Here is a 22213-nt window from a genome sequence, read left to right on the forward strand (position 1 = left end):
GTGTTATTTCTTTGCGGCCGCTTCGCGTTCGGCAACTTCTTTATCCAGCTCAGCGATTTTCGCGGACATCAGCTCGCGGCAGTGCGTGGCCAGCGCGCGAACGCCCTCTTTTCCATACTGGCTGGTATCTACCGGCGGCAGCATTTCTACAATCACCAGACCGTTATTCAGGCGATTGAGATTAATTTTATTCGATGTATTAGACACGCACACCGGAATAATGGGCACGCCAGCCGCGACAGCAGCATGAAAAGCGCCGGTTTTAAAAGGCAGCAAACCGCGGCCGCGGCTGCGGGTCCCTTCCGGAAACATCCAAAAAGAGATATTGCGCTTTTTAAATGCGTTCACGACTTCGGCAATAGTGCCATGCGCCTTTGCCCGGTTATTGCGATCGATCAGCAGGTTCCCCGTGAGCCAGTAGAGCTGGCCGAAAAAGGGGATCCACGCCAGGCTCTTTTTACCCACGGTCACGGTCGGCGGCTGCACGATATTTGATGCCGTCACCATATCATAGTTATTCTGGTGGTTAGCGATATAGATAGCGTTGCCGTAGCTTTCCGCGTCGGCTGGCTTGCGCAGCTCGACTTTCAGGCCGAAGACCGGCGACAGTTTGCCAAACAGGTGGCCGAAGGTGGCGACGTGCTTAGGGTTACGCGGGCTGAACAGACAATAAATACAGCCGAAGATGCAGACCAGAATACAATAGATGACAACGATAATTAGTCGAAAAATAAATAGCATAGCTACCTCTGAAACCCAAACCGCTTAGAATTATACTCGCTGTTTCGCAGATTGCAGGCATCGGGCATCATTGCAAAGCGCGTTGCGCATCTCGAATGACGCTGGCGGATATTGTTCATCGCAATGCCTGAATAAACAACGATTTTGCGGTAAATATTAACCTCCCCCGCCAAACCGCGGGGGAGGATGCTCCTACTCTTCGCTATCGCCCGCGGAGGCGCGACGCGGTGAATCAATCTCCACCCGGTCAATTTTCTGTAATCCGCGCATCAGAGAGCCGCGGCGGCCGCGCTCGCCGGTGACTTTTTGCAGCTCTTCCGGGCGTAGTTTGATTTTCCGTTTGCCGACGTGAATCGTCAGCGTACTTTGCGGCGGCAGAACGAACAGGTGCGCCAGGCCATCCTGGCCCGCAGCCGCTTCCGCCGACGGAATACTGATGATCTTGTTGCCTTTGCCTTTCGACAGCTGCGGCAGGTCGCTCACCGGGAACATCAGCATGCGGCCGGCTGCGGTAATGGCCAGCAGCATATCGGACTCATCCTCAATCACCAGCGGCGGCATTACGTGCGCGTTATCCGGAAGGCTAATCAACGTCTTACCGGCACGATTGCGCGCGACCAGATCGTTGAAAGTACAAATAAACCCGTATCCTGCGTCGGAAGCCAGCAGCAGTTTTTGGTCATCGGCCTCCATCAGCATATGTTCTACCGTCGCCCCCGGCGGCAGCGTCAGCTTACCGGTGAGCGGCTCGCCCTGTCCGCGTGCGGACGGCAGGGTGATTGGGTCAATCGCGTAGCTACGCCCGGTGGTGTCAATAAAGACCACCGGCTGATTGCTCTTCCCTTTTACTGCGGCTTTAAAACTGTCGCCCGCTTTATAGTTCAGCCCCGGCGCGTCGATATCGTGGCCTTTGGCGCTGCGCACCCAGCCGCTCTGCGACAGAACGATGGTGACCGGCTCGGACGGCAGCATATCGTGCTCGCTCATCGCTTTCGCTTCTTCACGCTCGCGCAGCGGCGAACGGCGATCGTCGCCAAAGGCGTCGGCGTCGGCCTGCAGCTCTTTCTTCAGCAGGTTATTCATTTTGCGTTCAGACGCCAGAATGGCCTGCAGATGGTCTCGCTCTTTTTCCAGCTCGTTCTGCTCACCGCGAATCTTCATCTCTTCCAGCCGGGCGAGATGGCGCAGTTTTAACTCCAGAATCGCTTCCGCCTGGGTTTCGCTGATGCCAAAGCGCGACATCAGGGCCGGCTTAGGCTCATCTTCGTGACGGATAATTTCGATAACTTCATCGATATTCAGAAACGCCACCAGCAAACCTTCCAGGATATGCAGGCGCTTAAGGACTTTTTCCAGACGGTAGCTGAGACGACGGCGCACGGTATCGCGGCGGAAAGTCAGCCATTCCGAGAGGATTTCCAGCAGATTTTTTACCGCCGGACGGTTATCGAGCCCGATCATATTCAGGTTGATACGATAGCTCTTTTCCAGATCGGTCGTCGCGAACAGGTGGTTCATCACCTGCTCCATATCCACGCGGTTAGAGCGCGGGACGATCACCAGGCGAGTCGGGTTTTCGTGATCCGATTCGTCGCGCAGGTCATCCACCATCGGCAGCTTTTTGTTGCGCATCTGGGCGGCGATCTGCTCGAGCACGCGGGCGCCGGAAACCTGATGCGGCAGCGCGCTGATCACCACCGCGCCGTCTTCTTTCGCCCACACCGCGCGCATCCGCACCGAACCGCGGCCATTCTGGTAGATTTTGCGGATCTCGGCGCGGGGGGTGATGATTTCCGCTTCGGTCGGGTAATCCGGCCCCTGTACGATATCCAGCAGATCGTCCAGCGAGGTCTGCGGTTTTTCAATCAGGGTAATGGCCGCCTGAGCGACTTCACGCAGGTTGTGCGGCGGAATATCCGTCGCCATGCCGACGGCAATGCCGGTAGTGCCGTTGAGCAGAATATTAGGCAAGCGCGCAGGCAGCATCTTCGGCTCCTGCAAAGTGCCGTCGAAGTTTGGTACCCAGTCAACGGTGCCCTGCCCCAGTTCGCTCAGCAGCAGTTCAGCATACTTCGACAAACGGGATTCGGTATAACGCATCGCGGCGAAGGATTTAGGATCGTCCGGTGCCCCCCAGTTCCCCTGACCGTCAACCAGCGGATAGCGGTAAGAGAAGGGTTGCGCCATCAGCACCATGGCTTCATAGCAGGCGCTATCGCCGTGCGGATGGTATTTACCCAGCACGTCGCCGACGGTGCGGGCGGACTTTTTGAACTTGGCGCTGGCGTTGAGACCCAGCTCAGACATCGCATAGACGATGCGACGCTGGACCGGCTTCAGGCCATCGCCAATAAACGGCAGCGCCCTGTCCATGATGACGTACATGGAGTAGTTCAGGTAGGCGTTTTCCGTAAATTCATGCAGCGCAAGGCGCTCTGCCATATCGCTCATTAATCGTGAATCCTCAATCTGCGTACCGGCCGTTCGGACGGCAAAACTACCGGCGATAATACCCTATCTGACGCCCTGAGTCACAGGGCGTTAGGCTGGTTGAGGAATTCAGTGGACATCCTTCATTTCAGCGGAAGATAAACGTCCGTCTGCAGCTCATGTTCACCGACTTCATGCACGAAAGTGAGGTAGCGAAAGAAAACAGGGAAATCGCGCAGCGACTCTCCCGATGCGGGCAGCCAGTCGCGATAAAGAAACCAGATGCTCTGCGCGAGCGTGTCCAGAGAGCCGTGATGACGCACCACTGCGCAACGTCCGCCGGGGATCTCGCCATTCACCACGCCGAAGCTGTTTTCCGGCACCGGCTGGCTGACCGTACCGCCAATATCGAAACGAAAATCGTCAGCCGGCGTGGCCGCGGGGTCGTCCCAGGAGATTCCCCAGGTTGCGCAGCTGGCGACCGGGGACAGACCGCTCACCTTGCGCCAGGCGATAAACTTCGCGGCGGTCTCATTGACTAAATCAGGGTTGCCGCGATGCCGCAGCCTCGCGATCTGAGTGGTAGGTAGCTGGATTATTTTAACATCCATCGGGTGTTGCTCCTGTAGCGTATGTTTCGGCACGCGTCGATGCCATTCCAGCCAGTCCGGCTGTTGACGGAACTGGCTGGGGCTTTGCGCGAAAGCGCTGCGGAAGGCACGGCTGAACGACTCAGGATTCTGGAACCCCGCATCAAGGGCAATATCGATAATCTTTTCCTGTGGATTAAACGCCAGTCGCCAACAGGCGCGACGCAGACGTAGCCACTGGATATAGCGATAGAGCGGTACCCCGCTATAGGCGCTGAATTGCCGGTGAAAATGATACGGCGAGCTGTGGGCTATCGCACTAAGCGTCTCCAGCGACAGCGGCGTGTCCAGATGGCGTTCAATGTACAAGCACACTTGCTGAAAACGCCCGGCAAAGGCCGGGCTTACCTGAGTATCGTTCATCGCATCCTCCCGGAAACATACTCTGACAGAGCGAGGAGTGCGGTTCCTGACCGATCTTGCTTAAGATGATAAGAAAATTATGGCGTGATTTTACGAATCTGCTTTACGTCGATTTCCACTGAGTTCCAGTCTTTATCCACTTCACCCTGAATCTCTACCGTATCCTGCGGGGTCACGGTCACGCCGTTCCAGCGCTTGTGATCGATATCGACGTTCACGGTGCCGGAGCTGTCCTGGAATTTATACAGGTCGTCGGAAATACGCTCCACGATTTTACCGCGCAGGGTCACCCAGGTATCGTCACGCAGGCTTTTCGCATTCGCAACCGTCGTTACGCTCCCGTTCGGGCCAATGAACCCGCCGTTTTGCGTGGTCGTCTGGCTGGTTTGCGTCGAGCCGGGTCCGGAAAATCCGCCCTGCCCGGCGGCCAGTACCGGCATGGAAACTAAGGCGATGATAGCGGTCATTGCGGCGATTTTCTTCATGATGTGTTCTCCCTTTGTGTTTATATCGTCACTATTACACCGGGCAAAACTTAACGACTTCTTAAGCGGAAAAAATAAATTTTATTCCTGTACAGCGCGCGCCGCAACGCGCTTTACTGCGGGAATATCCGAGGGACACAGGAGCAGAAAATGCGCATTTTACTGGTGGAAGACGACAAACTGATCGGCGACGGCCTTAAAACCGGCCTGACCAAGCTGGGCTTCAGCGTCGACTGGTTTACCCGCGGCGAAGAGGGCAAAGCCGCGCTGTACCACGCCCCTTACGACGCCATTATTCTGGACCTGACCCTGCCCGGCATCGATGGGCTGGATATTCTGCGCGAATGGCGCGACAAAGGCCGCCACGAACCGGTACTGATCCTCACCGCCCGCGACGCGCTCAGCCAGCGCGTTGAAGGGTTACGTCTCGGCGCCGATGACTACCTCTGCAAACCTTTCGCACTGGTTGAAGTCGCCGCGCGTCTGGAAGCGCTGATGCGTCGCGCCCACGGCCACAGCAGCAGCGAGCTGCGGCACGGCAATGTTGTTCTCGATCCGGGCCGACTCACGACCACGCTAAACGGCGAGAGCCTGCCGCTCAAGCCAAAGGAGTTTGCTCTGCTGGAACTCCTGATGCGCAACGCCGGACGCGTGCTGCCGCGTAAGCTGATTGAGGAAAAGCTCTATAGCTGGGATGACGATGTCTCCAGCAACGCGGTAGAAGTACACGTTCATCATCTGCGCCGTAAGCTCGGCAGCGGCTTCATTCGCACCGTGCACGGCATCGGCTATACCCTGGGGGACGCATGAAACGACTGGGTAGACTAAGCCTGCGCGTCCGCCTGACGCTGCTTTTCCTGCTGCTGACCAGCGCCGCCTGGGGCATTGCCAGCCTTGTGGCCTGGCAACAAACCGCCGACAAACTGGATAAACTGTTCGATACCCAGCAGCTGCTGTTCGCCCGCCGCCTGAGCGCGATGAATGTTGACGAACTCCATACCCTCGCTCCGCAGGTACGGGAGCAGAAAAAGGTCAAACATGGCCATCTCGATGACGATGCGCTGGCTTTCGCTATCTTTACCGCCGACGGCAAAATGGTGCTTAACGATGGCGAAAATGGCCAGGATATCCAGTGGGGTAACCATCGGGAGGGGTTCAGCGATGGCTACCTGCGCGGCGACGATGACGAGTGGCGCTTCCTGTGGCTTACCACCCGCGATGGTCGCCATCGTATCGCCGTCGGTCAGGAGTGGGATTACCGCCGCGAGATGGCGCTGGATATCGTCACCTCCCAGCTTACGCCCTGGCTGGTTGCGCTGCCGCTGATGTTTTTGCTGCTCATCGTGCTGTTGAGCCGGGAGCTGGCGCCGCTGAAAAAGCTGGCCACCACGCTGCGCGCCCGGGCGCCGGACTCCGCCGAAACGCTAAATAGCGAGAACGTACCCAGCGAAGTTCGCCCGCTGGTCGACGCGCTAAATCAGCTCTTTACCCGGACGCATGACACCATGATCCGCGAGCGTCGCTTCACGTCCGATGCCGCCCACGAGCTGCGCAGCCCGCTGGCGGCGCTGAAGGTGCAGACCGAAGTGGCCCAGCTCTCAACGGACGATCCGCAAGGGCTGGATAAAGCGCTGGCGCAGCTTCACCAGGGGATCGATCGCGCCACTCGCCTGGTCGACCAGCTGCTCACCCTGTCGCGTCTGGATTCGCTGGCGCAGCTGGACGATCTCCAGACTATCGCCCTTGATGAACTGCTGCAGTCGGCGGTCATGGAGATGTACCACCCCGCCCAGCAGGCCGGCGTTGAGCTACGCCTGCACCTGAACGCGAAAAACATCACGCGCACCGGCCAGCCGCTGCTGCTGAGCCTGCTGGTGCGCAATCTTCTGGATAACGCCGTGCGCTATAGCGCCGCCGGAAGCCAGGTCGACATCATCCTTGATGCGGGTGAATTTCGCGTACGCGATAACGGCCCGGGCATCAGCGCCGAGGCCCTGACGCGCATCGGCGAGCGCTTTTATCGCCCTCCCGGCCAGGAACAGCCCGGCAGCGGCCTTGGGCTCTCCATCGTCAAACGCATCGCCGCGCTGCACGGGATGACGGCCAGCTTCGACAACGCCCGGGACGGCGGATTCGAGGCGCGCATTCGCTGGTAGCGGCATTATTGCTAAAAAAGCAAAAGACTTTGCACATTTTGCTCATTTTACCGCTTTGCCCTGCGGGGTAAAATTAGCCTCAAAATTGAAAAGTTGAGGATAAAAAATGAGCAACATCCTGATTATTAACGGTGCGAAAAAATTCGCCCACTCTAACGGCCAGCTGAACGACACCCTGACCGAGGTCGCGGATGGTTATCTGCGCGACGCCGGGCATGATGTTAAGGTCGTCCGCGCCGAGAGCGACTACGACATCAAAGAAGAAGTACAGAATTTTCTCTGGGCAGACGTGGTTATCTGGCAGATGCCGGGCTGGTGGATGGGCGCACCGTGGACGGTGAAAAAGTACATTGATGATGTCTTTACCGAAGGTCACGGCGCGCTGTATGCCAGCGATGGCCGCACCCGCTCCGACGCCAGTAAGAAATATGGTTCCGGCGGCCTGATTCAGGGGAAAAAATATATGCTGTCCCTGACCTGGAACGCGCCGATGGAAGCGTTCACCGAGAAAGATCAGTTCTTCCACGGCGTTGGCGTCGACGGGGTGTACCTGCCATTCCATAAGGCCAACCAGTTCCTTGGGATGAGCGCCCTGCCCACCTTCATCGCCAACGATGTGATCAAAATGCCCGATGTTCCGCGTTATACGGCAGAATATCGCAAGCATCTGGCGGAAATTTTTGGTTAACTGTAGTGAGTTATGAAAAGACGACAAGCGCGGCTCATTTTAGCGGCAGCTTGAAGTATGATGAGAATATACAGAAGGAGTTGAGTTAACCATGTTGACAGTGATCGCTGAAATTCGCACTCGTCCGGGCCAACACCATCGTCAGGCGGTGCTGGATCAGTTCGCAAAAATTACCCCGACCGTTCTCCAGGAAGAAGGCTGCCACGGCTATGCGCCGCTGGTGGATCACGCCGCTGGCGTCAGTTTTCAGACTACTTCACCAGATTCCATCGTGATGGTCGAGCAGTGGGAAAGCGTCGCGCATCTTGAAGCGCACCTGCAGACGCCGCACATGAAAGCCTACGGCGAAGCCGTGAAAGGCGACGTACTGGAAATGAATATTCGTATTCTTGAAGCGGGTATTTAAGCAAGCAAACGACATCGGCCGGTTTCCCGGCCGATTTTTTATTATCCGTCCAGCTCCGCCAGATCGCCCTTCTCCTGCAGCCAGTTACGCCGATCTTCAGAACGCTTCTTCGCTAACAGCATATCCATCATGGCGGTCGTCTGCTGCTCATCTTCATCGTTGATAATCAGCTGTACCAGACGGCGGGTATTCGGATCCAGCGTGGTCTCGCGCAGCTGCATCGGGTTCATCTCGCCCAGCCCTTTAAAGCGCTGCACGTTCGGCTTGCCTTTCTTGCGCTTAAGCTGCTCCAGCACGCCGGTTTTCTCTTCTTCTGTAAGCGCGTAATACACCTCTTTGCCGAGGTCGATACGGTACAGAGGCGGCAGCGCCACGTAGACGTGCCCCTGTTTAACCAGCGTGCGGAAGTGCCTGACGAACAGCGCGCATAGCAGCGTCGCGATGTGCAGGCCATCGGAGTCGGCATCCGCCAGAATACAAATCTTGCCGTAGCGCAGCTGGCTCAGGTCGTCGCTATCCGGATCGATACCGATGGCGACGGAAATATCATGCACTTCCTGGGAAGCCAGCACCTCATCGGAAGAGACTTCCCAGGTGTTCAGGATTTTACCTTTCAGCGGCATGATCGCCTGATACTCGCGATCGCGCGCCTGCTTGGCCGATCCGCCCGCCGAATCCCCTTCCACAAGGAACAGTTCGGTTCGGTTCAAATCCTGGGCGGTACAGTCCGCCAGCTTACCGGGCAGCGCCGGACCGCTGGTCAGCTTTTTACGCACCACTTTCTTCGCCGCGCGCAGGCGACGCTGGGCGCTGGAGATCGCCATTTCCGCCAGCAGCTCTGCCGACTGAACGTTCTGGTTCAGCCACAGGCTGAAGGCATCTTTGACCACCCCGGAAACAAACGCGGCGCACTGACGTGAAGAGAGGCGCTCTTTCGTTTGCCCGGCAAACTGCGGGTCCTGCATCTTCACGGACAGGACGTAGGCGCAGCGCTCCCAGATATCTTCCGCCGACAGCTTCACGCCGCGCGGCAGAATATTGCGGTATTCGCAGAACTCGCGCATGGCGTCCAGCAGCCCCTGGCGCAGGCCGTTAACGTGGGTACCGCCCTGCATCGTCGGGATCAGGTTGACGTAGCTTTCGGTCAGCAGTTCACCGCCTTCCGGCAGCCACAGCAGCGCCCAGTCAACCGCTTCGGTATCGCCGGAGAAGGTGCCGACGAACGGTTTTTCCGGCAGCAGCGGCAGGCCGTTAACCGCTTCGCTAAGATAGTCGGTCAGACCATCGGCGTAGCACCAGCGCTGTTCGCTGTCGTTAACCAGATCGCGGAAAACAATCTCTACGCCCGGGCAGAGAACAGCCTTGGCCTTTAATAAATGAGAAAGGCGCGAGACGGAAAAACGCGGGCTATCGAAAAAGCTTTCGTCCGGCCAGAAGTGCACGCTGGTACCGGTATTGCGCTTACCGCAGGTACCGGTCACGTGGAGATCTTCTACTTTATCGCCGTTTTCGAACGCGATGCTGTAGACCTGGCCGTCGCGGCGCACGTTCACCTCAACGCGTTTCGATAAGGCGTTGACCACCGAAATCCCTACGCCGTGCAGGCCGCCGGAGAACTGGTAGTTCTTATTGGAGAACTTCCCCCCGGCGTGCAGGCGGCAAAGAATCAGTTCAACTGCCGGAACCCCCTCTTCAGGGTGGATATCCACCGGCATTCCGCGTCCATCGTCGATGACTTCCAACGACTGATCGGCGTGGAGAATCACCTCCACGCGTTTCGCGTGACCGGCCAGGGCCTCATCCACGCTGTTATCAATAACTTCCTGACCAAGATGGTTTGGACGTGTGGTATCAGTGTACATTCCCGGACGGCGGCGAACCGGCTCTAGCCCGGTGAGTACCTCAATGGCATCAGCGTTATATGAAGATTGCGTCATGGTGTGTATTCGTAGGTCGTTCTGAACCGCTCAGCGCAGGCCCAGAAAATCGATAATCTGAGTGAAATGATCTTCAAAGCCAACAAATGCGTGATTACCGCCCTCCTCTACCGTTTGTCGGCAGGAGGCGAAATAATCCACGGCCTGGCGGTAATCAAGCACTTCATCACCCGTTTGCTGCAATAACCAGATTAAATCCGGCGCTTCCAGCGGGTCAATTTGCATGACCTTGAGATCGTAAATATGGCGAGACTCTAGCACATATTGCTGCCCCGTGTATGGATTCTCATTGGGGCCAAGGAAATTGTTCAACAGCTCAAACGGGCGCACCGCGGGGTTCACTACCACGGCGGGCAGCATAAAGCACTGCGATAGCCAGGTCGCGTAATATCCCCCCAGCGACGACCCGACAACGCCCAGCGGTTCACCGCCATGCTCCAGCACGATAGACTCCAGATGCTCAGCCGCCTGCGCGGGATAAACCGGGAGCTCCGGTATCACCATCGAGATGTCAGGATAGGTCTGCGCCAGCCACGCTTTCAGCGCAGTCGCTTTTGCCGACCGAGGCGAGCTGTTAAAACCATGCAGATAGAGAAGCGTAGACATCAGTATCCTTCTGAAGCGATATCCGGGTGAAATTTCACGCCTTCGAGGCGGCAAACTTCAGTGGTCAATGTGCCGTCAGGATGCAGTTCCAGCCAGCGCCAGCCTGGGGAGACGGTATCGAGCGTGAAGTTCGCGCAGTGCGGCTTAAACTGCACGCAGGTGGATGGCGTGGCCATCATGCGCCGTCCGTTCCAGTCAAGGTCCAGCTCCTGGTGAATATGGCCGCAGAGCAGATGCTTAACGCGAGGAAAAGCGGCCAGCGCGCAATCAAGCGCCCCGGCATTGCGCAGGCTATGCTGATCCAGCCAGCTACAGCCTGACGGCAGGGGATGATGGTGCAACAGCAGCAGCGTATACCGCTGCGGAACTTCGGTCAGCTTCTGCTCAAGCCATTCCAGCTGGAAATCGCTCAGCTCGCCGTGCGGTACACCGAACACCTGGCTATCCATCAGCAATACTTGCCAGTGGTCGCCCAGCAATACGCGTTTAGCGGGAGAGATGCCGGATTCCTGCAGCGTACTGTACATTGCCGGTTGAAAATCATGATTACCCGGTAGCCAGACGCAGGGTGCAGTAAAACTCGCGATGCCTTCAGCAAAATGCTGGTAGGCCGCGGCAGAGTGATCTTGCGCCAAATCGCCTGTAGCAACGATCAGGTCGCACTCTCGCTGTGAGGCGTGGATCGCATCCAGTACGGCCTGATAGCTTTCCCAGGTATTGATACCTAACAGCGTTTCATGTTTTTCAGCAAACAGGTGAGTATCGGTAATTTGTAATATCCTGACTCTGGCCTCACCAGCCAAAGGTAGGTTTAACAGGCTTTCCAAATGGTGTCCTTAGGTTTCACGACGCTAACAAACCGGAATCGCCATCGCTCCATGTGCAAAACAGTATCGCAGCCAATCGGCCAGAAACTGATTAATTTGATGCTTTTCGTCGCGTTGATGCAACTTTTTATTAGGATAATCATACCGCGCTTTGAAGCGAAAGATCTGCTGACTTGAACACACTTCAGCGACCATTGCATCGTGATAGAGCCGTACCGTCATTGACGGCAGACTCCAGTAGCTCACCGCAGGCAGAGTCTGTTCAATCGCCACTAACGTAGTGTAGCGGGTCGATTCGATGATGGTTAATCGGTATTGCGCGTTGCCCACCTGGTAACTCACCTTTTCTCCCGCTGCATCCGTTCGCGGCAACAGGCGGCGCAGCTGGGCAAAGTTGGTTTCACACAGGCGCATCATTTCAGGAAAGTCAGGCGTATAACGCTTCATTTTGTCCACTCGTTTCGTAAATTGTGATAATGCAGTTGCAGCCATTGCAGCGCGATGACAGAGGCTGCGTTGTCGATTTTCCCCTCTTCCACCCATCTGTAAGCCTGTTCCCGGCTCACCACATGAACGCGAATATCTTCGTTTTCGTCGGCCAGTCCATGAATTCCTTTTGCCGTCGTTGCATCGACTTCACCCACCATAATAGACAGCCTTTCGCTGGTGCCGCCGGGGCTGGCCAGGTAACTCAGCACCGGTTTCACCCGGCCAACAATAAGCCCGGCCTCTTCCACCGCTTCACGACGGGCGACATCTTCAGGAGACTCACCTTCTTCTATCATACCGGCGACCATTTCGAGCAGCCACGGGCTCGCGCTGGTATCATACGCCGCAATACGGATCTGCTCGACGAGCACAACTTCATCGCGTACCGGGTCAAAGGGTAGCAAGACTGCGGCGTGGCCGCGCTCAAAAATTTCGCGGGTCACTTCGCCGCTCATCCCGCCGTTAAACAGGCGATGGCGAAAACGATATAAATCGAGCGAAAAAAAACCGCGATAAAGCGTTTCGCGTGCAATAATTTCTACATCGTTTTTAGAGAAGGTAATCCCCTGCTGATTGACGTCGCTCATTTCGATATCCTGTAGAACATGAAGTTATGAATTTATAGGCGGTGTGGCTACCGTTTTACGGCTCGTATGCTAGATTGGTGCAAATTACCGCCCCATGGCACATAACGCCAACTTTTTACGGTAACAGACTCTATACAATCAGTGATTATTTTTAGAATTTGAGTAGCGCTAAATGCTTCACAACAAGGAATGCAAATGAAGAAACTCTTTCCCATCCTTATCGGCCTGGGCCTGACTGGCTTCAGCGCCATGAGCCAGGCTGAAAACCTGCTGCAGGTTTATCAGCAGGCGCGTGTCAGCAACCCTGATCTGCGTAAATCAGCAGCCGATCGTGATGCCGCATTCGAGAAGATCAACGAAGCGCGTAGCCCGTTATTGCCACAGCTCGGTCTGGGTGCAGATTATACCTATACCAGCGGCTTCCGTGATGCTAAAGACCAGAATTCCGACGTCACCAGCGGCTCGCTGCAGCTCACGCAGGTTCTGTTTGATATGTCGAAATGGCGTGCGCTGACGCTGCAGGAAAAGAACGCCGGCATTCAGGACGTCACCTATCAGACGGATCAGCAAACGCTGATTCTGAACACCGCGACGGCCTATTTTAAAGTGCTGGCCGCGATCGATACGCTCTCCTATACCGAAGCGCAGAAACAGGCTATTTACCGCCAGTTAGATCAGACCACCCAGCGCTTTAACGTTGGCCTGGTGGCGATTACTGACGTACAGAACGCCCGTTCGCAGTACGATGCCGTGCTGGCGAATGAAGTCACCGCGCGCAACGACCTCGATAACGCCGTAGAAGGGCTGCGTCAGGTGACCGGCAACTACTATCCGGAGCTGGCCTCGCTGAACGTTGATGGTTTTAAAACCACTAAACCGTCGGCGGTGAACGCGCTGCTGAAAGAAGCGGAAAACCGCAACCTGTCGCTGCTGCAGGCCCGGCTCAGCCAGGACCTGGCGCGCGAGCAAATTCGCCAGGCGCAGGATGGGCATCTGCCGACCCTGAATTTAAACGCGTCCAGTAGCGTATCTAATAACAGCTACAGTGGCTCTAAAAACACCACGCAGGACAGAGATATCGGGCAGAACCAAATCGGCCTGAACTTCTCCCTGCCGCTGTATCAGGGCGGGATGGTGAACTCCCAGGTTAAACAGGCGCAGTACAACTTTGTCGGTGCCAGCGAGCAGCTGGAAAGCGCGCACCGCAGCGTGGTACAGACCGTTCGTTCCTCTTTTAACAACGTGAACGCGTCCATCAGCAGCATCAATGCCTACAAACAGGCCGTGGTGTCTGCCCAAAGTTCACTGGATGCCATGGAAGCCGGTTATTCAGTGGGTACGCGTACCATCGTCGATGTCCTGGATGCGACCACCACGCTGTATAACGCAAAACAGCAGCTGTCCAACGCGCGTTATAACTACCTGATTAACGAGCTGAACATCAAATCCGCGCTCGGTACGCTGAACGAGCAGGACCTGGTTGCGCTGAACAACACGCTGGGTAAAGCGATTCCGACTTCACCGGATAGCGTTGCGCCGGAGAACCCGCAGCAGGATGCCAGCGCTGACGGCTACAGCAACACCGCCGCGGCAAAACCGGCATCAGCCCGCAGCACCAGCGGCAGCAATCCGTTCCGCCAGTAATCAAGCTTGCGCAGTCCGCGCTTCGCTTACCCGGCGGGTAAGCGAAGCGTTAAACGTAAGGCAACGTAAAGATCCCCCGCTTTCCGCCCCTATTCGCTTCATTTTCCACCACTCATCCTCTATCCTGAGCGTTAACAAAACGCATACCACTGGGTCCAGGAAGACAAACATGAAACGGACAAAAAATATTAAACACGCCTCCTTCCGCAAAAGCTGGAGCGCCCGTCATTTAACTCCCGTTGCGCTCGCCGTGACGGCGGTATTTATGCTCGCCGGCTGTGAACAAAGCGATGAAACGGTTTCTCTGTATCAAAACGCCGATGACTGCTCTGCCGCTAACCCGAGCAAATCCGCAGAGTGCACCACCGCTTACAACAACGCGCTCAAAGAAGCGGAGCGTACCGCGCCAAAATACGCCTCCCGTGAAGATTGCGTCGCCGAATTCGGTGAAGGTCAGTGCCAGCAGGCGCCGGCTCAGGCAGGCATGGCTCCGGAAAACCAGGCCCAGGCGCAAAGCAGCGGCAGCTTCTGGATGCCGCTGATGGCTGGCTACATGATGGGCCGGATGATGGGCGGCGGAATGGGCGCTCAGCAGCCGCTGTTCAGCTCAAAAAACCCGGCCAGCCCGGCCTATGGTAAATACACCGACGCGGGCGGTAAGAGCTACGGCGCAGCGCAGCCGGGCCGTACCATGACCGTGCCGAAAACCGCGATGGCGCCAAAACCAGCCACCACCAGCACCGTGACGCGCGGCGGGTTTGGCGACTCGGTCGCTAAGCAATCAACCATGCAGCGTAGCTCAGCAAGCTCCTCTTCTTCACGCTCGATGGGCGGCTAAGCGACATGGAAAGAATCAGCATTAACGAGCGCCCGGACTGGCGCGAAAAGGCGACAGAATATGGCTTTAACTTTCACACCATGTACGGCGAGCCGTACTGGAGCGAAGAAGCCTATTACAAACTGACGCTGGCGCAGGTTGAGAAGCTTGAAGAGGTCACCGCAGAGCTGCATCAGATGTGTCTGCAGGCGGTGGAAAAAGTCATCGCCAGCGATGAGTTAATGGCCAAATTTCGCATCCCCAAACACACCTGGGGCTTCGTACGCCAGTCGTGGAAAACCCATCAGCCCTCGCTGTATTCGCGTCTCGATCTCGCATGGGACGGCGTGGGTGAACCGAAGCTCCTCGAAAACAACGCCGATACGCCGACGTCTCTCTATGAAGCGGCATTCTTCCAGTGGATCTGGATGGAAGATCAGCTGAACGCCGGTCAGCTGCCGGCGGGCAGCGATCAGTTCAACAGCCTGCAGGAGAAGCTGATCGATCGCTTTGGCGAGCTGCGCGAGCAGTTCGGCTTCCAGCTGCTGCATATGGCCTGCTGTCGCGATACCGTTGAAGACCGCGGTACCGTGCAATATTTGCAGGACTGCGCCGCAGAAGCGGGCGTGGTAACCGAGTTCCTCTACATCGAAGATATTGGTCTCGGAGAAAAAGGCCAGTTTACCGATCTGCAGGATCAGGTGATTGGTAATCTGTTCAAGCTCTATCCGTGGGAGTACATGCTGCGCGAGGTGTTCTCCACCAAGCTGGAAGATGCCGGCGTGCGCTGGCTGGAGCCGGCGTGGAAGAGCATTATCTCCAACAAAGCGCTGCTGCCGCTGCTGTGGGAGATGTTCCCCAACCATCCGAACCTGCTGGCCGCTTATTTCAGCGAAGATGCGCATCCGGAGCTGGAGAAGTACGTTATCAAGCCGATCTTCTCCCGCGAGGGCGCTAACGTCTCTATCGTGGAAAATGGCAAAGTGCTGGAGGCGGTAGAAGGGCCGTACGGCGAAGAGGGCACCATCGTGCAGGCGTTCTATCCGTTGCCGAAGTTTGGCGACAGCTACACGCTCATCGGCAGCTGGCTGATTAACGACCAGCCGGCGGGTATTGGCATTCGCGAAGACCGGGCGCTGATCACTCAGGATCTGTCGCGCTTTTATCCGCACATTTTCGTCGAGTAACATCGAACCCCGGCGGCATCGTTTACTGCCGGGGTTTATCTATTTTCAGGCGCCAATGACCACTGACAGCATGCTCAGGGAGCCCATTTCCATCCCTTCAACCGGGATCGTAATCGGCTCTTCACCGTCCCAGGCGCCCAGCACGTAAAGCAGCGGCAGAAAGTGATCGGCCGTCGGGTTCGATAACGATCCGCCTTCATGCGCCAGGTAATTCACCAGCGGATGTTCCGCTACGGGACCTTTCCAGTCCAGATTCGCCTTCACGTAGTCATTAAACGACGCCGCCCAGGGATAAGGTGTATTTTCGCCGTGCCAGCGTGCGGTACGCAGGTTATGCACCACGTTGCCGCTTGCCACCAGCATAATGCCCTCATCGCGCAGCTGGGCCAGCTTACGCCCCATTTCGAAATGCCATGCCGCGGGCTTCGTACTATCAATACTCAGCTGTACCATCGGAATATCGGCATCGGGATACATTTTAATCAACACGCCCCAGGAACCATGGTCAAAGCCCCAGGCTTCTTTATCCAGCGTCACCGGCACCGGCGCCAGCAGCTCAACCAGACGCTGGGCCAGTTCAGGCGAACCCGGCGCCGGATAATGCGTATCGTAGAGCGCCTGGGGAAAACCGCCAAAATCATGAATCGTTTTCGGCGCCTCCATCGCGGTCACTCCTGTACCGCGAGTGAACCAGTGCGCGGAGATCACCACAATGGCTTTAGGCCGCGCCAGCGTCTCGCCCAAATGCCGCCAGGCGCGAGTATAGATGTTATCTTCCAGCACGTTCATCGGGCTACCGTGACCTAAAAACAGCGCGGGCATGCGGGTACGGGACATAGTGATATCCTTTATTAAGAAAGTTGATGTATTTACATTACGCTCTTTCTATGGAGGATAAACTCAGATAAGCATGATGATGATCGTCAGAAAATTTGAATGTAAGCGGCGGTAAAGAGTGAATCCGCGCGCTCGCGATCGTCAATGGAACACGATACTCTTAATAAGAATTATTTTCATAAGGAGGTGAATGTTGTCCTCACCCGTCATTCTGACCCTGCTGGCAGGGAGCGCTACCTTTATTGGCGCCATTTTCGGCGTTATCGGGCAGAAACCCTCGAATCGCTTACTGGGATTCTCGCTGGGATTCGCCGCCGGGATCATGCTGCTGATTTCGTTGATGGAGATGCTGCCCGCCGCGCTGGCTACCGAAGGCATGTCTCCCCTGCTCGGCTACGGCATGTTTATTATCGGCCTTCTTGGCTACTTTGCGCTTGACCGCATGCTGCCTCACGCCCACCCGCAGGATCTGATGTCTCCCGGCATTTCCCGCCCGCGCAACCTGCGGCGTACGGCGATTTTACTAACCTTAGGCATCAGCCTGCATAACTTCCCCGAGGGCATTGCGACCTTCGTGACGGCCAGCAATAATCTCGAGCTGGGCATGGGGGTCGCGTTAGCCGTTGCGCTACATAACATCCCGGAGGGACTGGCGGTAGCCGGACCGGTATATGCCGCTACTGGCTCCAGAAGTAAAGCGGTGTTCTGGGCGGGTCTTTCCGGCATGGCGGAAATCTTCGGCGGCGTGCTGGCCTGGCTGGTGCTGGGCAGCGCGATATCCCCGGTGATGATGGGCGCCGTTATGGCCGCGGTTGCCGGTATCATGATTGCGCTGTCGGTTGATGAGCTTATGCCGCTGGCGAAAGAGCTCGATCCGCAAAGCAACCCGAGCTACGGCGTGCTGTGCGGGATGTCAGTGATGGGATTAAGCCTGGTGGTTTTGCAAACGGTGGGCATTGGCTGAGCCAATGCTCCAATTATTTGCAGCGCTATATTTCACTTGTCAATTTATCACATAAATTCATCACAATGATGGATTGAGAATAGATATTTGATTTAACTTTCAGTCAATTAAAACCCTACATAAATAGCGTTTTTACAGCGCCCCTCCATTTATTTGGCATTAACTTAACGTAATTTTTCGGGTATCACACGAAAATTCATTCACACAAACAATAAACATACGTAAAACCACCGTTAAAAGAGAGAGTGTGTTGAGAAAAACCCTAAAAAAAGCGCATTGAAATACATGCATTAAGGAAAACTGCGAGTTACCTTTAATTACAATTAACATGCGTAACAGTGAGAAGCATGATACTTTTTACGCATTGAATTAATATTAATTCAAGCAAAGCCAATCCCATACCAGTTGTCGTATACCTCATATTTAATATTGATCATCTATAAAGGACTATATTCCATGTTTAAAAAAACGCTGCTTGCTGTTGCCACCACCGCTGTTTTTTCTGCGACGGTTTTTAATGCCAGCGCAGAAGATCAGGGCCACGGTATTGTCACCTTCTCCGGTACCGTTATTACCTCCCCTTGCTCTGTGACACCGGAAAGCGCTCAGATTGATGTCGATCTCGGGCAGGTTGCCGATAGCGTACTGAACGGCGGCCAGTACTCTCAGCCTGCAGATTTCTCTATCAAACTGCGCGACTGTATTCTGAGCACAACGGATGATAAAGGCGTGAAAACGACAACGGATAAAGTGAGCGTCACCTTCACTTCTGCCAACGTCGACAGCAGCGACGCCAGCCTGATGGTGAATACCAAAGAAAGCAACTACGGTGGCGCTACCGGCGTTGGCGTACGTATCATGGACGCAGGTTACAACACCGTAACCCTGGGCTCCGCAGTACCGGTAGTGTTTACCGATACCAACCCGACGCAGAATCTGGACTTCCACGCCCGCATGGAATCTAAAGGTAAAAATGCGACCGAGGGTGATGTTTACGCTCAGGCAAACTACGTCCTGGCTTATAAATAATTATCGCTTTCGCTTAATTTTTATTGATTCAGGCCGGTGAGGGATTCACCGGCTTTCCCGGTCTATTTTATTAAAAGAAACGGATTTTATGCGTACTATCATTCATAGCGGTTTAACGCCAGGAAAGCTATCCCTTTTAATAAAGCATACCCTATACTCAGTAGCTATTATCGCATCGCTATCAATGCCGCTTTCTGCACTAGAATTCAATACCGATATGATTGATGCAGAGGACAGGGAAAATATCGATCTCTCACAATTTGAAAAAAAAGGTTATATCCCTGTCGGCACCTATTTGGTGCGCATACAGATCAACAAAAACACCTTACCAAAAGCCTATCACCTGGAGTGGGTACAAGCCGATAACGAAAGCGGTTCTCAGCTTTGCCTGACTAAAGAGCGCCTGGCAGAGTTCGGCTTTGCCGACGCGTTTATTGAGCCACTACACGTGTGGGCTCAAAAAGGCTGTCTCGATCTCAGCCATCAGCCAGAACTGATTATTCGTCTGGATAAAGCAAACATGGTGCTGACGTTAACCGTACCCCAGGCATGGATGAAATATCAGGCTAAAAACTGGACGCCACCGGAGTACTGGGACGACGGTATCGCGGGTCTTATGCTGGATTATAACCTGTACGCCAGCCAGTACACGCCGAGCCACGGCGACAGTAACCAGAGCGTCAACTCATATGGCACCCTGGGTTTCAATCTCGGCGCATGGCGCTTACGTAGCGATTATCAATACGATCAATCGTTTATTGAGCGTAAATCAACGGGAACCAGCAGTAGCCTGCCGCGTACCTATTTATTCCGCCCGATTCCGTCCCTGGCGTCAAAATTCACAATGGGCCAGTACGACCTGAGCTCAGGCCTCTACGATACTTTCCACTTTACCGGCGCCTCTCTGGAAAGTGATGAACAAATGCTTCCGCCGGATTTACGCGGCTATGCGCCGCAAATAAGCGGCATTGCACAGACCAACGCTAAGGTCACCATTACGCAAAACAGCCGCACGCTCTATCAAACGACCGTCTCCCCCGGGCCATTCACCATCGCCGATCTGGGCACGACCTTGCAGGGGCAACTGGATGTTACGATCGAGGAAGAAGACGGACGCAAAAGTACGTTTCAGGTTGGTTCCGCCTCTATCCCTTACCTGACGCGTAAAGGGCAGGTACGTTATAAAAGTTCACTGGGTAAACCCACATCAACGACTCACAACGATGTGAATAACCCCCTTTTCTGGACCGGGGAGGCTTCCTGGGGCTGGTTGAGTGATATCTCTCTCTACGGCGGCGCTATCGTCACCGCCGATGACTATCAGGCGGCAACCGGTGGGGTTGGCTTTAACCTTAACCGTTTTGGCTCATTCTCCCTTGATATTACCCGCGCCGAGGCCAATCTACGTAATGACGATCAAGGTAAACAGCGCGGCTTTAGCTATCGCGCTAACTATGCCAAACGTTTTGAAGAAACAAACAGTCAGGTAACCTTCGCGGGTTACCGATTCTCAGATAAAGAATACGTCACGATGAGCGAATATATCAGCTCGCGCGATGGTTCCGACTCCAGTTCCAATGAGAAAGAGAGCTATGTGCTCTCCTTTAACCAGTACGTTGCGCCGCTGGAGCTAAATACCTATCTGAGTATCACACGTAATACCTACTGGAACAGTCAAACCAATACGAACTACTCGTTTTCTCTGAGCCGTAGCTTTGATATTGACGCGTTTAAAAATATTTCAGCTTCATTGGCGATGAGCCGTGTGAGCTGGAATAATAATCAAGAAAATCAATATTACCTTTCACTCTCTCTGCCGCTAGAAAATAATCGCAATATTATGTACAGCCTGCAGCGCTATGGCGACGACGCAACGACGCAAACGGCAACCTGGTACGATGGTTCAGATCGTAATAACCCGTGGAATATGTCCGTTTCAGGCACAGATAAAGAGTTTGGCGATGGCGAAGCGGCCATGCGCGGGTACTATCAGCACTATTCACCCTATGGCCGGTTGAATGTAAACGGTAGCGTGAAGCCGAGCAGCTATCGCTCGTTCAGCGCTGGCTGGAACGGCTCATTTACGGCAACCCGTTACGGTGCGGCCTTGCATGACTACAACACAGGCAACAGTTCTCGCGTAATGGTGGATGCGGATGGAATAGCCGGTGTTGAGGTGAACAATAACCGTAGTATGACCAATATGTTTGGTATTTCCGTGGTTCCGTCAGTGGGTAACTACACAACTGCGACGGTAATGGTGAACAATAACAACCTGCCGGATGGCGTGGATGTTACCAACTCCGTTATCCGCACCACGCTGACCGAAGGTGCTATTGGCTATATGCCCCTGAGCGCGACCAAAGGCTATCAGATCATCGGCGTTATCCGCCTGGAAGACGGACGCTATCCACCGCTGGGCGTGACCGTAACCGACAAAGCAACCGGTCGCGATATAGGTTTAGTCGCTGATGACGGCTTTGTGTATCTGAGCGGAATACAGGAAAACAGCATCCTGACGCTAAAATGGAACGACAACGTGTGTGATATGACGCCGCCTAACCATAGCAACATCAACGGCCAGGCCATTATTTTACCATGTAAACCCGCACATTAATTCAGGATGAATGATGATGAAAATTAACACGTTTGCGAAAGGACTATTATTTCTGTTGGGTACCAGCTTTGCGGTAAATGCCGCCGTGTCGCCCGACAGAACCCGCATTATTCTTAACCAGTCGGATAAGAGCGTCTCCGTGCGCTTGACCAACCAGAGCACAACAATCCCTTTCCTTGCTCAATCATGGATTGAGGACAAGGATAATAAAAAATCCCGAAACTATATTACTGCTGTTCCGCCAATGGTGCGCCTGGAGGCGGGTGAGCAAGTACAGGTACGCCTGATTCCTCAGCCAACGTTGACGCAGCTTCCGGCAGACAGGGAATCGCTGTTTTATTTCAATGTGCGCGAGATTCCGCCTCGCTCGGAACAAAAAAACGTCATGCAAATCGCCATGCAGAGCCGCATTAAAATTTTCTGGCGACCAAAGGCTGTCGAAGTGAAGAACGGACAGGTGAATCTGACCGGTAAATTCGATATTAGCCGAACGGCCAGCGGGTTAACGTTAAAGAATAACTCCCCCTATTTTATCACCGTTGGTTATATCGGCACGAATGGCAAAACGCTGCTGCCAAAAACATCCAGCATGATGGCTGAACCGTTTGGCCAGGCGTCGCAGGAGATTAAAGACCTGCCTGCTAATTTCCAGGTGGGCTTTATTGGCGATTATGGTGGTCTGAATATGTTTAAAATTAGCTGTAATTCGGTACAAATAGTATGTCAGTCTGAACCAGTGAAAAGGGGCTAATA

At 54.9% G+C, this 22213-nt stretch carries 21 protein-coding genes; 11 read left to right on the top strand and 10 right to left on the bottom strand.

Annotated features, from left to right (window positions below; translation table 11 throughout):
* Positions 1-3: 3 nt before the first annotated feature.
* The 4 genes from plsC to F8562_RS12475 form a co-directional block, all read right to left on the bottom strand.
* The gene (gene plsC, locus F8562_RS12460; protein WP_004125254.1) at positions 4-741 is read right to left on the bottom strand and encodes a 1-acylglycerol-3-phosphate O-acyltransferase; all 738 of its coding nucleotides are present in this window, start codon (positions 739-741) and stop codon (positions 4-6) included.
* 192 nt (positions 742-933) lie between these two features.
* Positions 934-3192: a DNA topoisomerase IV subunit A gene (gene parC, locus F8562_RS12465; RefSeq protein ID WP_014226868.1), complete on the bottom strand. Its 2259-nt coding sequence runs from the start codon at positions 3190-3192 to the stop codon at positions 934-936.
* Between the two features lie 122 nt (positions 3193-3314).
* Positions 3315-4184 carry an AraC family transcriptional regulator gene (locus tag F8562_RS12470; RefSeq protein ID WP_009651841.1) on the bottom strand — a complete coding sequence of 290 codons (870 nt, stop codon included), beginning with the start codon at positions 4182-4184 and terminating at the stop codon, positions 3315-3317.
* A gap of 77 nt (positions 4185-4261) precedes the next feature.
* Positions 4262-4669: a YgiW/YdeI family stress tolerance OB fold protein gene (locus F8562_RS12475; protein ID WP_014839568.1), complete on the bottom strand. Its 408-nt coding sequence runs from the start codon at positions 4667-4669 to the stop codon at positions 4262-4264.
* 150 nt (positions 4670-4819) lie between these two features.
* Between F8562_RS12475 and qseB the strand changes: the two genes are divergently transcribed.
* The 4 genes from qseB (at position 4820) to F8562_RS12495 (ending at position 7919) form a co-directional block, all read left to right on the top strand.
* Complete coding sequence (qseB, locus tag F8562_RS12480) at positions 4820-5479, top strand: quorum sensing response regulator transcription factor QseB (protein ID WP_014226870.1); 660 nt, start codon at positions 4820-4822, stop codon at positions 5477-5479.
* Positions 5476-6825 (top strand): quorum sensing histidine kinase QseC, encoded by a 1350-nt coding sequence (gene qseC, locus F8562_RS12485; protein ID WP_014839569.1) that lies wholly within the window; start codon positions 5476-5478, stop codon positions 6823-6825. Before qseB ends, qseC begins: the two co-directional genes overlap by 4 nt.
* A gap of 106 nt (positions 6826-6931) precedes the next feature.
* On the top strand, positions 6932-7513 hold the full coding sequence (locus F8562_RS12490; protein WP_014226872.1) for an NAD(P)H-dependent oxidoreductase: 582 nt from the start codon (positions 6932-6934) through the stop codon (positions 7511-7513).
* 91 nt (positions 7514-7604) lie between these two features.
* The gene (locus tag F8562_RS12495; protein ID WP_004125281.1) at positions 7605-7919 is read left to right on the top strand and encodes a putative quinol monooxygenase; all 315 of its coding nucleotides are present in this window, start codon (positions 7605-7607) and stop codon (positions 7917-7919) included.
* Between the two features lie 41 nt (positions 7920-7960).
* Here the strand turns inward: F8562_RS12495 and parE are convergent, their stop codons facing one another.
* From parE to nudF, 5 genes are read right to left on the bottom strand one after another with little or no spacing between them, the layout of a single operon-like run.
* Positions 7961-9856, bottom strand: coding sequence for a DNA topoisomerase IV subunit B (gene parE, locus F8562_RS12500; protein WP_004854242.1), 1896 nt, complete (start codon positions 9854-9856; stop codon positions 7961-7963).
* A 30-nt stretch (positions 9857-9886) separates the two neighbouring features.
* Positions 9887-10462, bottom strand: a complete 576-nt coding sequence (gene yqiA, locus F8562_RS12505; protein ID WP_004854243.1) for an esterase YqiA — start codon at positions 10460-10462, stop codon at positions 9887-9889.
* Positions 10462-11289 (bottom strand): 3',5'-cyclic-AMP phosphodiesterase, encoded by an 828-nt coding sequence (gene cpdA, locus F8562_RS12510; RefSeq protein WP_014839570.1) that lies wholly within the window; start codon positions 11287-11289, stop codon positions 10462-10464. The genes yqiA and cpdA overlap by 1 nt, the downstream gene beginning before the upstream one ends.
* Before the next feature lie 24 nt (positions 11290-11313).
* Entirely contained in the window at positions 11314-11736 is a 423-nt protein-coding gene (locus F8562_RS12515; protein WP_014226874.1) for a DUF1249 family protein, read from the bottom strand.
* Complete coding sequence (gene nudF, locus F8562_RS12520) at positions 11733-12365, bottom strand: ADP-ribose diphosphatase (RefSeq protein ID WP_004854249.1); 633 nt, start codon at positions 12363-12365, stop codon at positions 11733-11735. Before nudF ends, F8562_RS12515 begins: the two co-directional genes overlap by 4 nt.
* Positions 12366-12560: 195 nt before the next feature.
* Here nudF and tolC point away from each other — a divergent pair, with 195 nt between their 5' ends.
* The 3 genes from tolC to F8562_RS12535 all read left to right on the top strand — a co-directional run bounded on the left by tolC (position 12561) and on the right by F8562_RS12535 (position 16013).
* Positions 12561-14009 carry an outer membrane channel protein TolC gene (tolC, locus tag F8562_RS12525; RefSeq protein ID WP_004854252.1) on the top strand — a complete coding sequence of 483 codons (1449 nt, stop codon included), beginning with the start codon at positions 12561-12563 and terminating at the stop codon, positions 14007-14009.
* 169 nt (positions 14010-14178) lie between these two features.
* Complete coding sequence (locus tag F8562_RS12530; RefSeq protein WP_004125303.1) at positions 14179-14847, top strand: DUF1190 family protein; 669 nt, start codon at positions 14179-14181, stop codon at positions 14845-14847.
* A 5-nt stretch (positions 14848-14852) separates the two neighbouring features.
* Entirely contained in the window at positions 14853-16013 is a 1161-nt protein-coding gene (locus tag F8562_RS12535; protein WP_014839571.1) for a glutathionylspermidine synthase family protein, read from the top strand.
* A 45-nt stretch (positions 16014-16058) separates the two neighbouring features.
* On the opposite strand, the gene ygiD is transcribed toward F8562_RS12535, so the two are convergent.
* Positions 16059-16850 carry a 4,5-DOPA dioxygenase extradiol gene (gene ygiD / locus F8562_RS12540; RefSeq protein ID WP_014226877.1) on the bottom strand — a complete coding sequence of 264 codons (792 nt, stop codon included), beginning with the start codon at positions 16848-16850 and terminating at the stop codon, positions 16059-16061.
* Between the two features lie 193 nt (positions 16851-17043).
* Here ygiD and zupT point away from each other — a divergent pair, with 193 nt between their 5' ends.
* The 4 genes from zupT (at position 17044) to F8562_RS12560 (ending at position 22211) form a co-directional block, all read left to right on the top strand.
* Positions 17044-17814: a zinc transporter ZupT gene (zupT, locus tag F8562_RS12545; RefSeq protein WP_025105919.1), complete on the top strand. Its 771-nt coding sequence runs from the start codon at positions 17044-17046 to the stop codon at positions 17812-17814.
* Positions 17815-18270: 456 nt separating this feature from the next.
* Complete coding sequence (locus F8562_RS12550) at positions 18271-18843, top strand: fimbrial-like protein (protein WP_014226879.1); 573 nt, start codon at positions 18271-18273, stop codon at positions 18841-18843.
* 88 nt (positions 18844-18931) lie between these two features.
* Positions 18932-21460 carry a fimbria/pilus outer membrane usher protein gene (locus F8562_RS12555; protein WP_014839574.1) on the top strand — a complete coding sequence of 843 codons (2529 nt, stop codon included), beginning with the start codon at positions 18932-18934 and terminating at the stop codon, positions 21458-21460.
* Between the two features lie 13 nt (positions 21461-21473).
* On the top strand, positions 21474-22211 hold the full coding sequence (locus F8562_RS12560) for a molecular chaperone (protein ID WP_014226881.1): 738 nt from the start codon (positions 21474-21476) through the stop codon (positions 22209-22211).
* The last annotated feature ends 2 nt before the right edge of the window (positions 22212-22213 follow it).

Source organism: Klebsiella sp. RCJ4, assembly GCF_009025755.1.
GTDB classification, from domain to species: domain Bacteria; phylum Pseudomonadota; class Gammaproteobacteria; order Enterobacterales; family Enterobacteriaceae; genus Klebsiella; species Klebsiella michiganensis.

What these genes read in the sequence shown, in the direction of transcription:
- plsC (WP_004125254.1), bottom strand. Translation starts at nt 741, where the DNA reads ATGCTATTTATTTTTCGACTAATTATCGTTGTCATCTATTGTATTCTG.
- parC (WP_014226868.1), bottom strand. Translation starts at nt 3,192, where the DNA reads ATGAGCGATATGGCAGAGCGCCTTGCGCTGCATGAATTTACGGAAAAC.
- F8562_RS12470 (WP_009651841.1), bottom strand. Translation starts at nt 4,184, where the DNA reads ATGAACGATACTCAGGTAAGCCCGGCCTTTGCCGGGCGTTTTCAGCAA.
- F8562_RS12475 (WP_014839568.1), bottom strand. Translation starts at nt 4,669, where the DNA reads ATGAAGAAAATCGCCGCAATGACCGCTATCATCGCCTTAGTTTCCATG.
- qseB (WP_014226870.1), top strand. Translation starts at nt 4,820, where the DNA reads ATGCGCATTTTACTGGTGGAAGACGACAAACTGATCGGCGACGGCCTT.
- qseC (WP_014839569.1), top strand. Translation starts at nt 5,476, where the DNA reads ATGAAACGACTGGGTAGACTAAGCCTGCGCGTCCGCCTGACGCTGCTT.
- F8562_RS12490 (WP_014226872.1), top strand. Translation starts at nt 6,932, where the DNA reads ATGAGCAACATCCTGATTATTAACGGTGCGAAAAAATTCGCCCACTCT.
- F8562_RS12495 (WP_004125281.1), top strand. Translation starts at nt 7,605, where the DNA reads ATGTTGACAGTGATCGCTGAAATTCGCACTCGTCCGGGCCAACACCAT.
- parE (WP_004854242.1), bottom strand. Translation starts at nt 9,856, where the DNA reads ATGACGCAATCTTCATATAACGCTGATGCCATTGAGGTACTCACCGGG.
- yqiA (WP_004854243.1), bottom strand. Translation starts at nt 10,462, where the DNA reads ATGTCTACGCTTCTCTATCTGCATGGTTTTAACAGCTCGCCTCGGTCG.
- F8562_RS12515 (WP_014226874.1), bottom strand. Translation starts at nt 11,736, where the DNA reads ATGAAGCGTTATACGCCTGACTTTCCTGAAATGATGCGCCTGTGTGAA.
- nudF (WP_004854249.1), bottom strand. Translation starts at nt 12,365, where the DNA reads ATGAGCGACGTCAATCAGCAGGGGATTACCTTCTCTAAAAACGATGTA.
- tolC (WP_004854252.1), top strand. Translation starts at nt 12,561, where the DNA reads ATGAAGAAACTCTTTCCCATCCTTATCGGCCTGGGCCTGACTGGCTTC.
- F8562_RS12530 (WP_004125303.1), top strand. Translation starts at nt 14,179, where the DNA reads ATGAAACGGACAAAAAATATTAAACACGCCTCCTTCCGCAAAAGCTGG.
- F8562_RS12535 (WP_014839571.1), top strand. Translation starts at nt 14,853, where the DNA reads ATGGAAAGAATCAGCATTAACGAGCGCCCGGACTGGCGCGAAAAGGCG.
- ygiD (WP_014226877.1), bottom strand. Translation starts at nt 16,850, where the DNA reads ATGTCCCGTACCCGCATGCCCGCGCTGTTTTTAGGTCACGGTAGCCCG.
- F8562_RS12550 (WP_014226879.1), top strand. Translation starts at nt 18,271, where the DNA reads ATGTTTAAAAAAACGCTGCTTGCTGTTGCCACCACCGCTGTTTTTTCT.
- F8562_RS12555 (WP_014839574.1), top strand. Translation starts at nt 18,932, where the DNA reads ATGCGTACTATCATTCATAGCGGTTTAACGCCAGGAAAGCTATCCCTT.
- F8562_RS12560 (WP_014226881.1), top strand. Translation starts at nt 21,474, where the DNA reads ATGATGAAAATTAACACGTTTGCGAAAGGACTATTATTTCTGTTGGGT.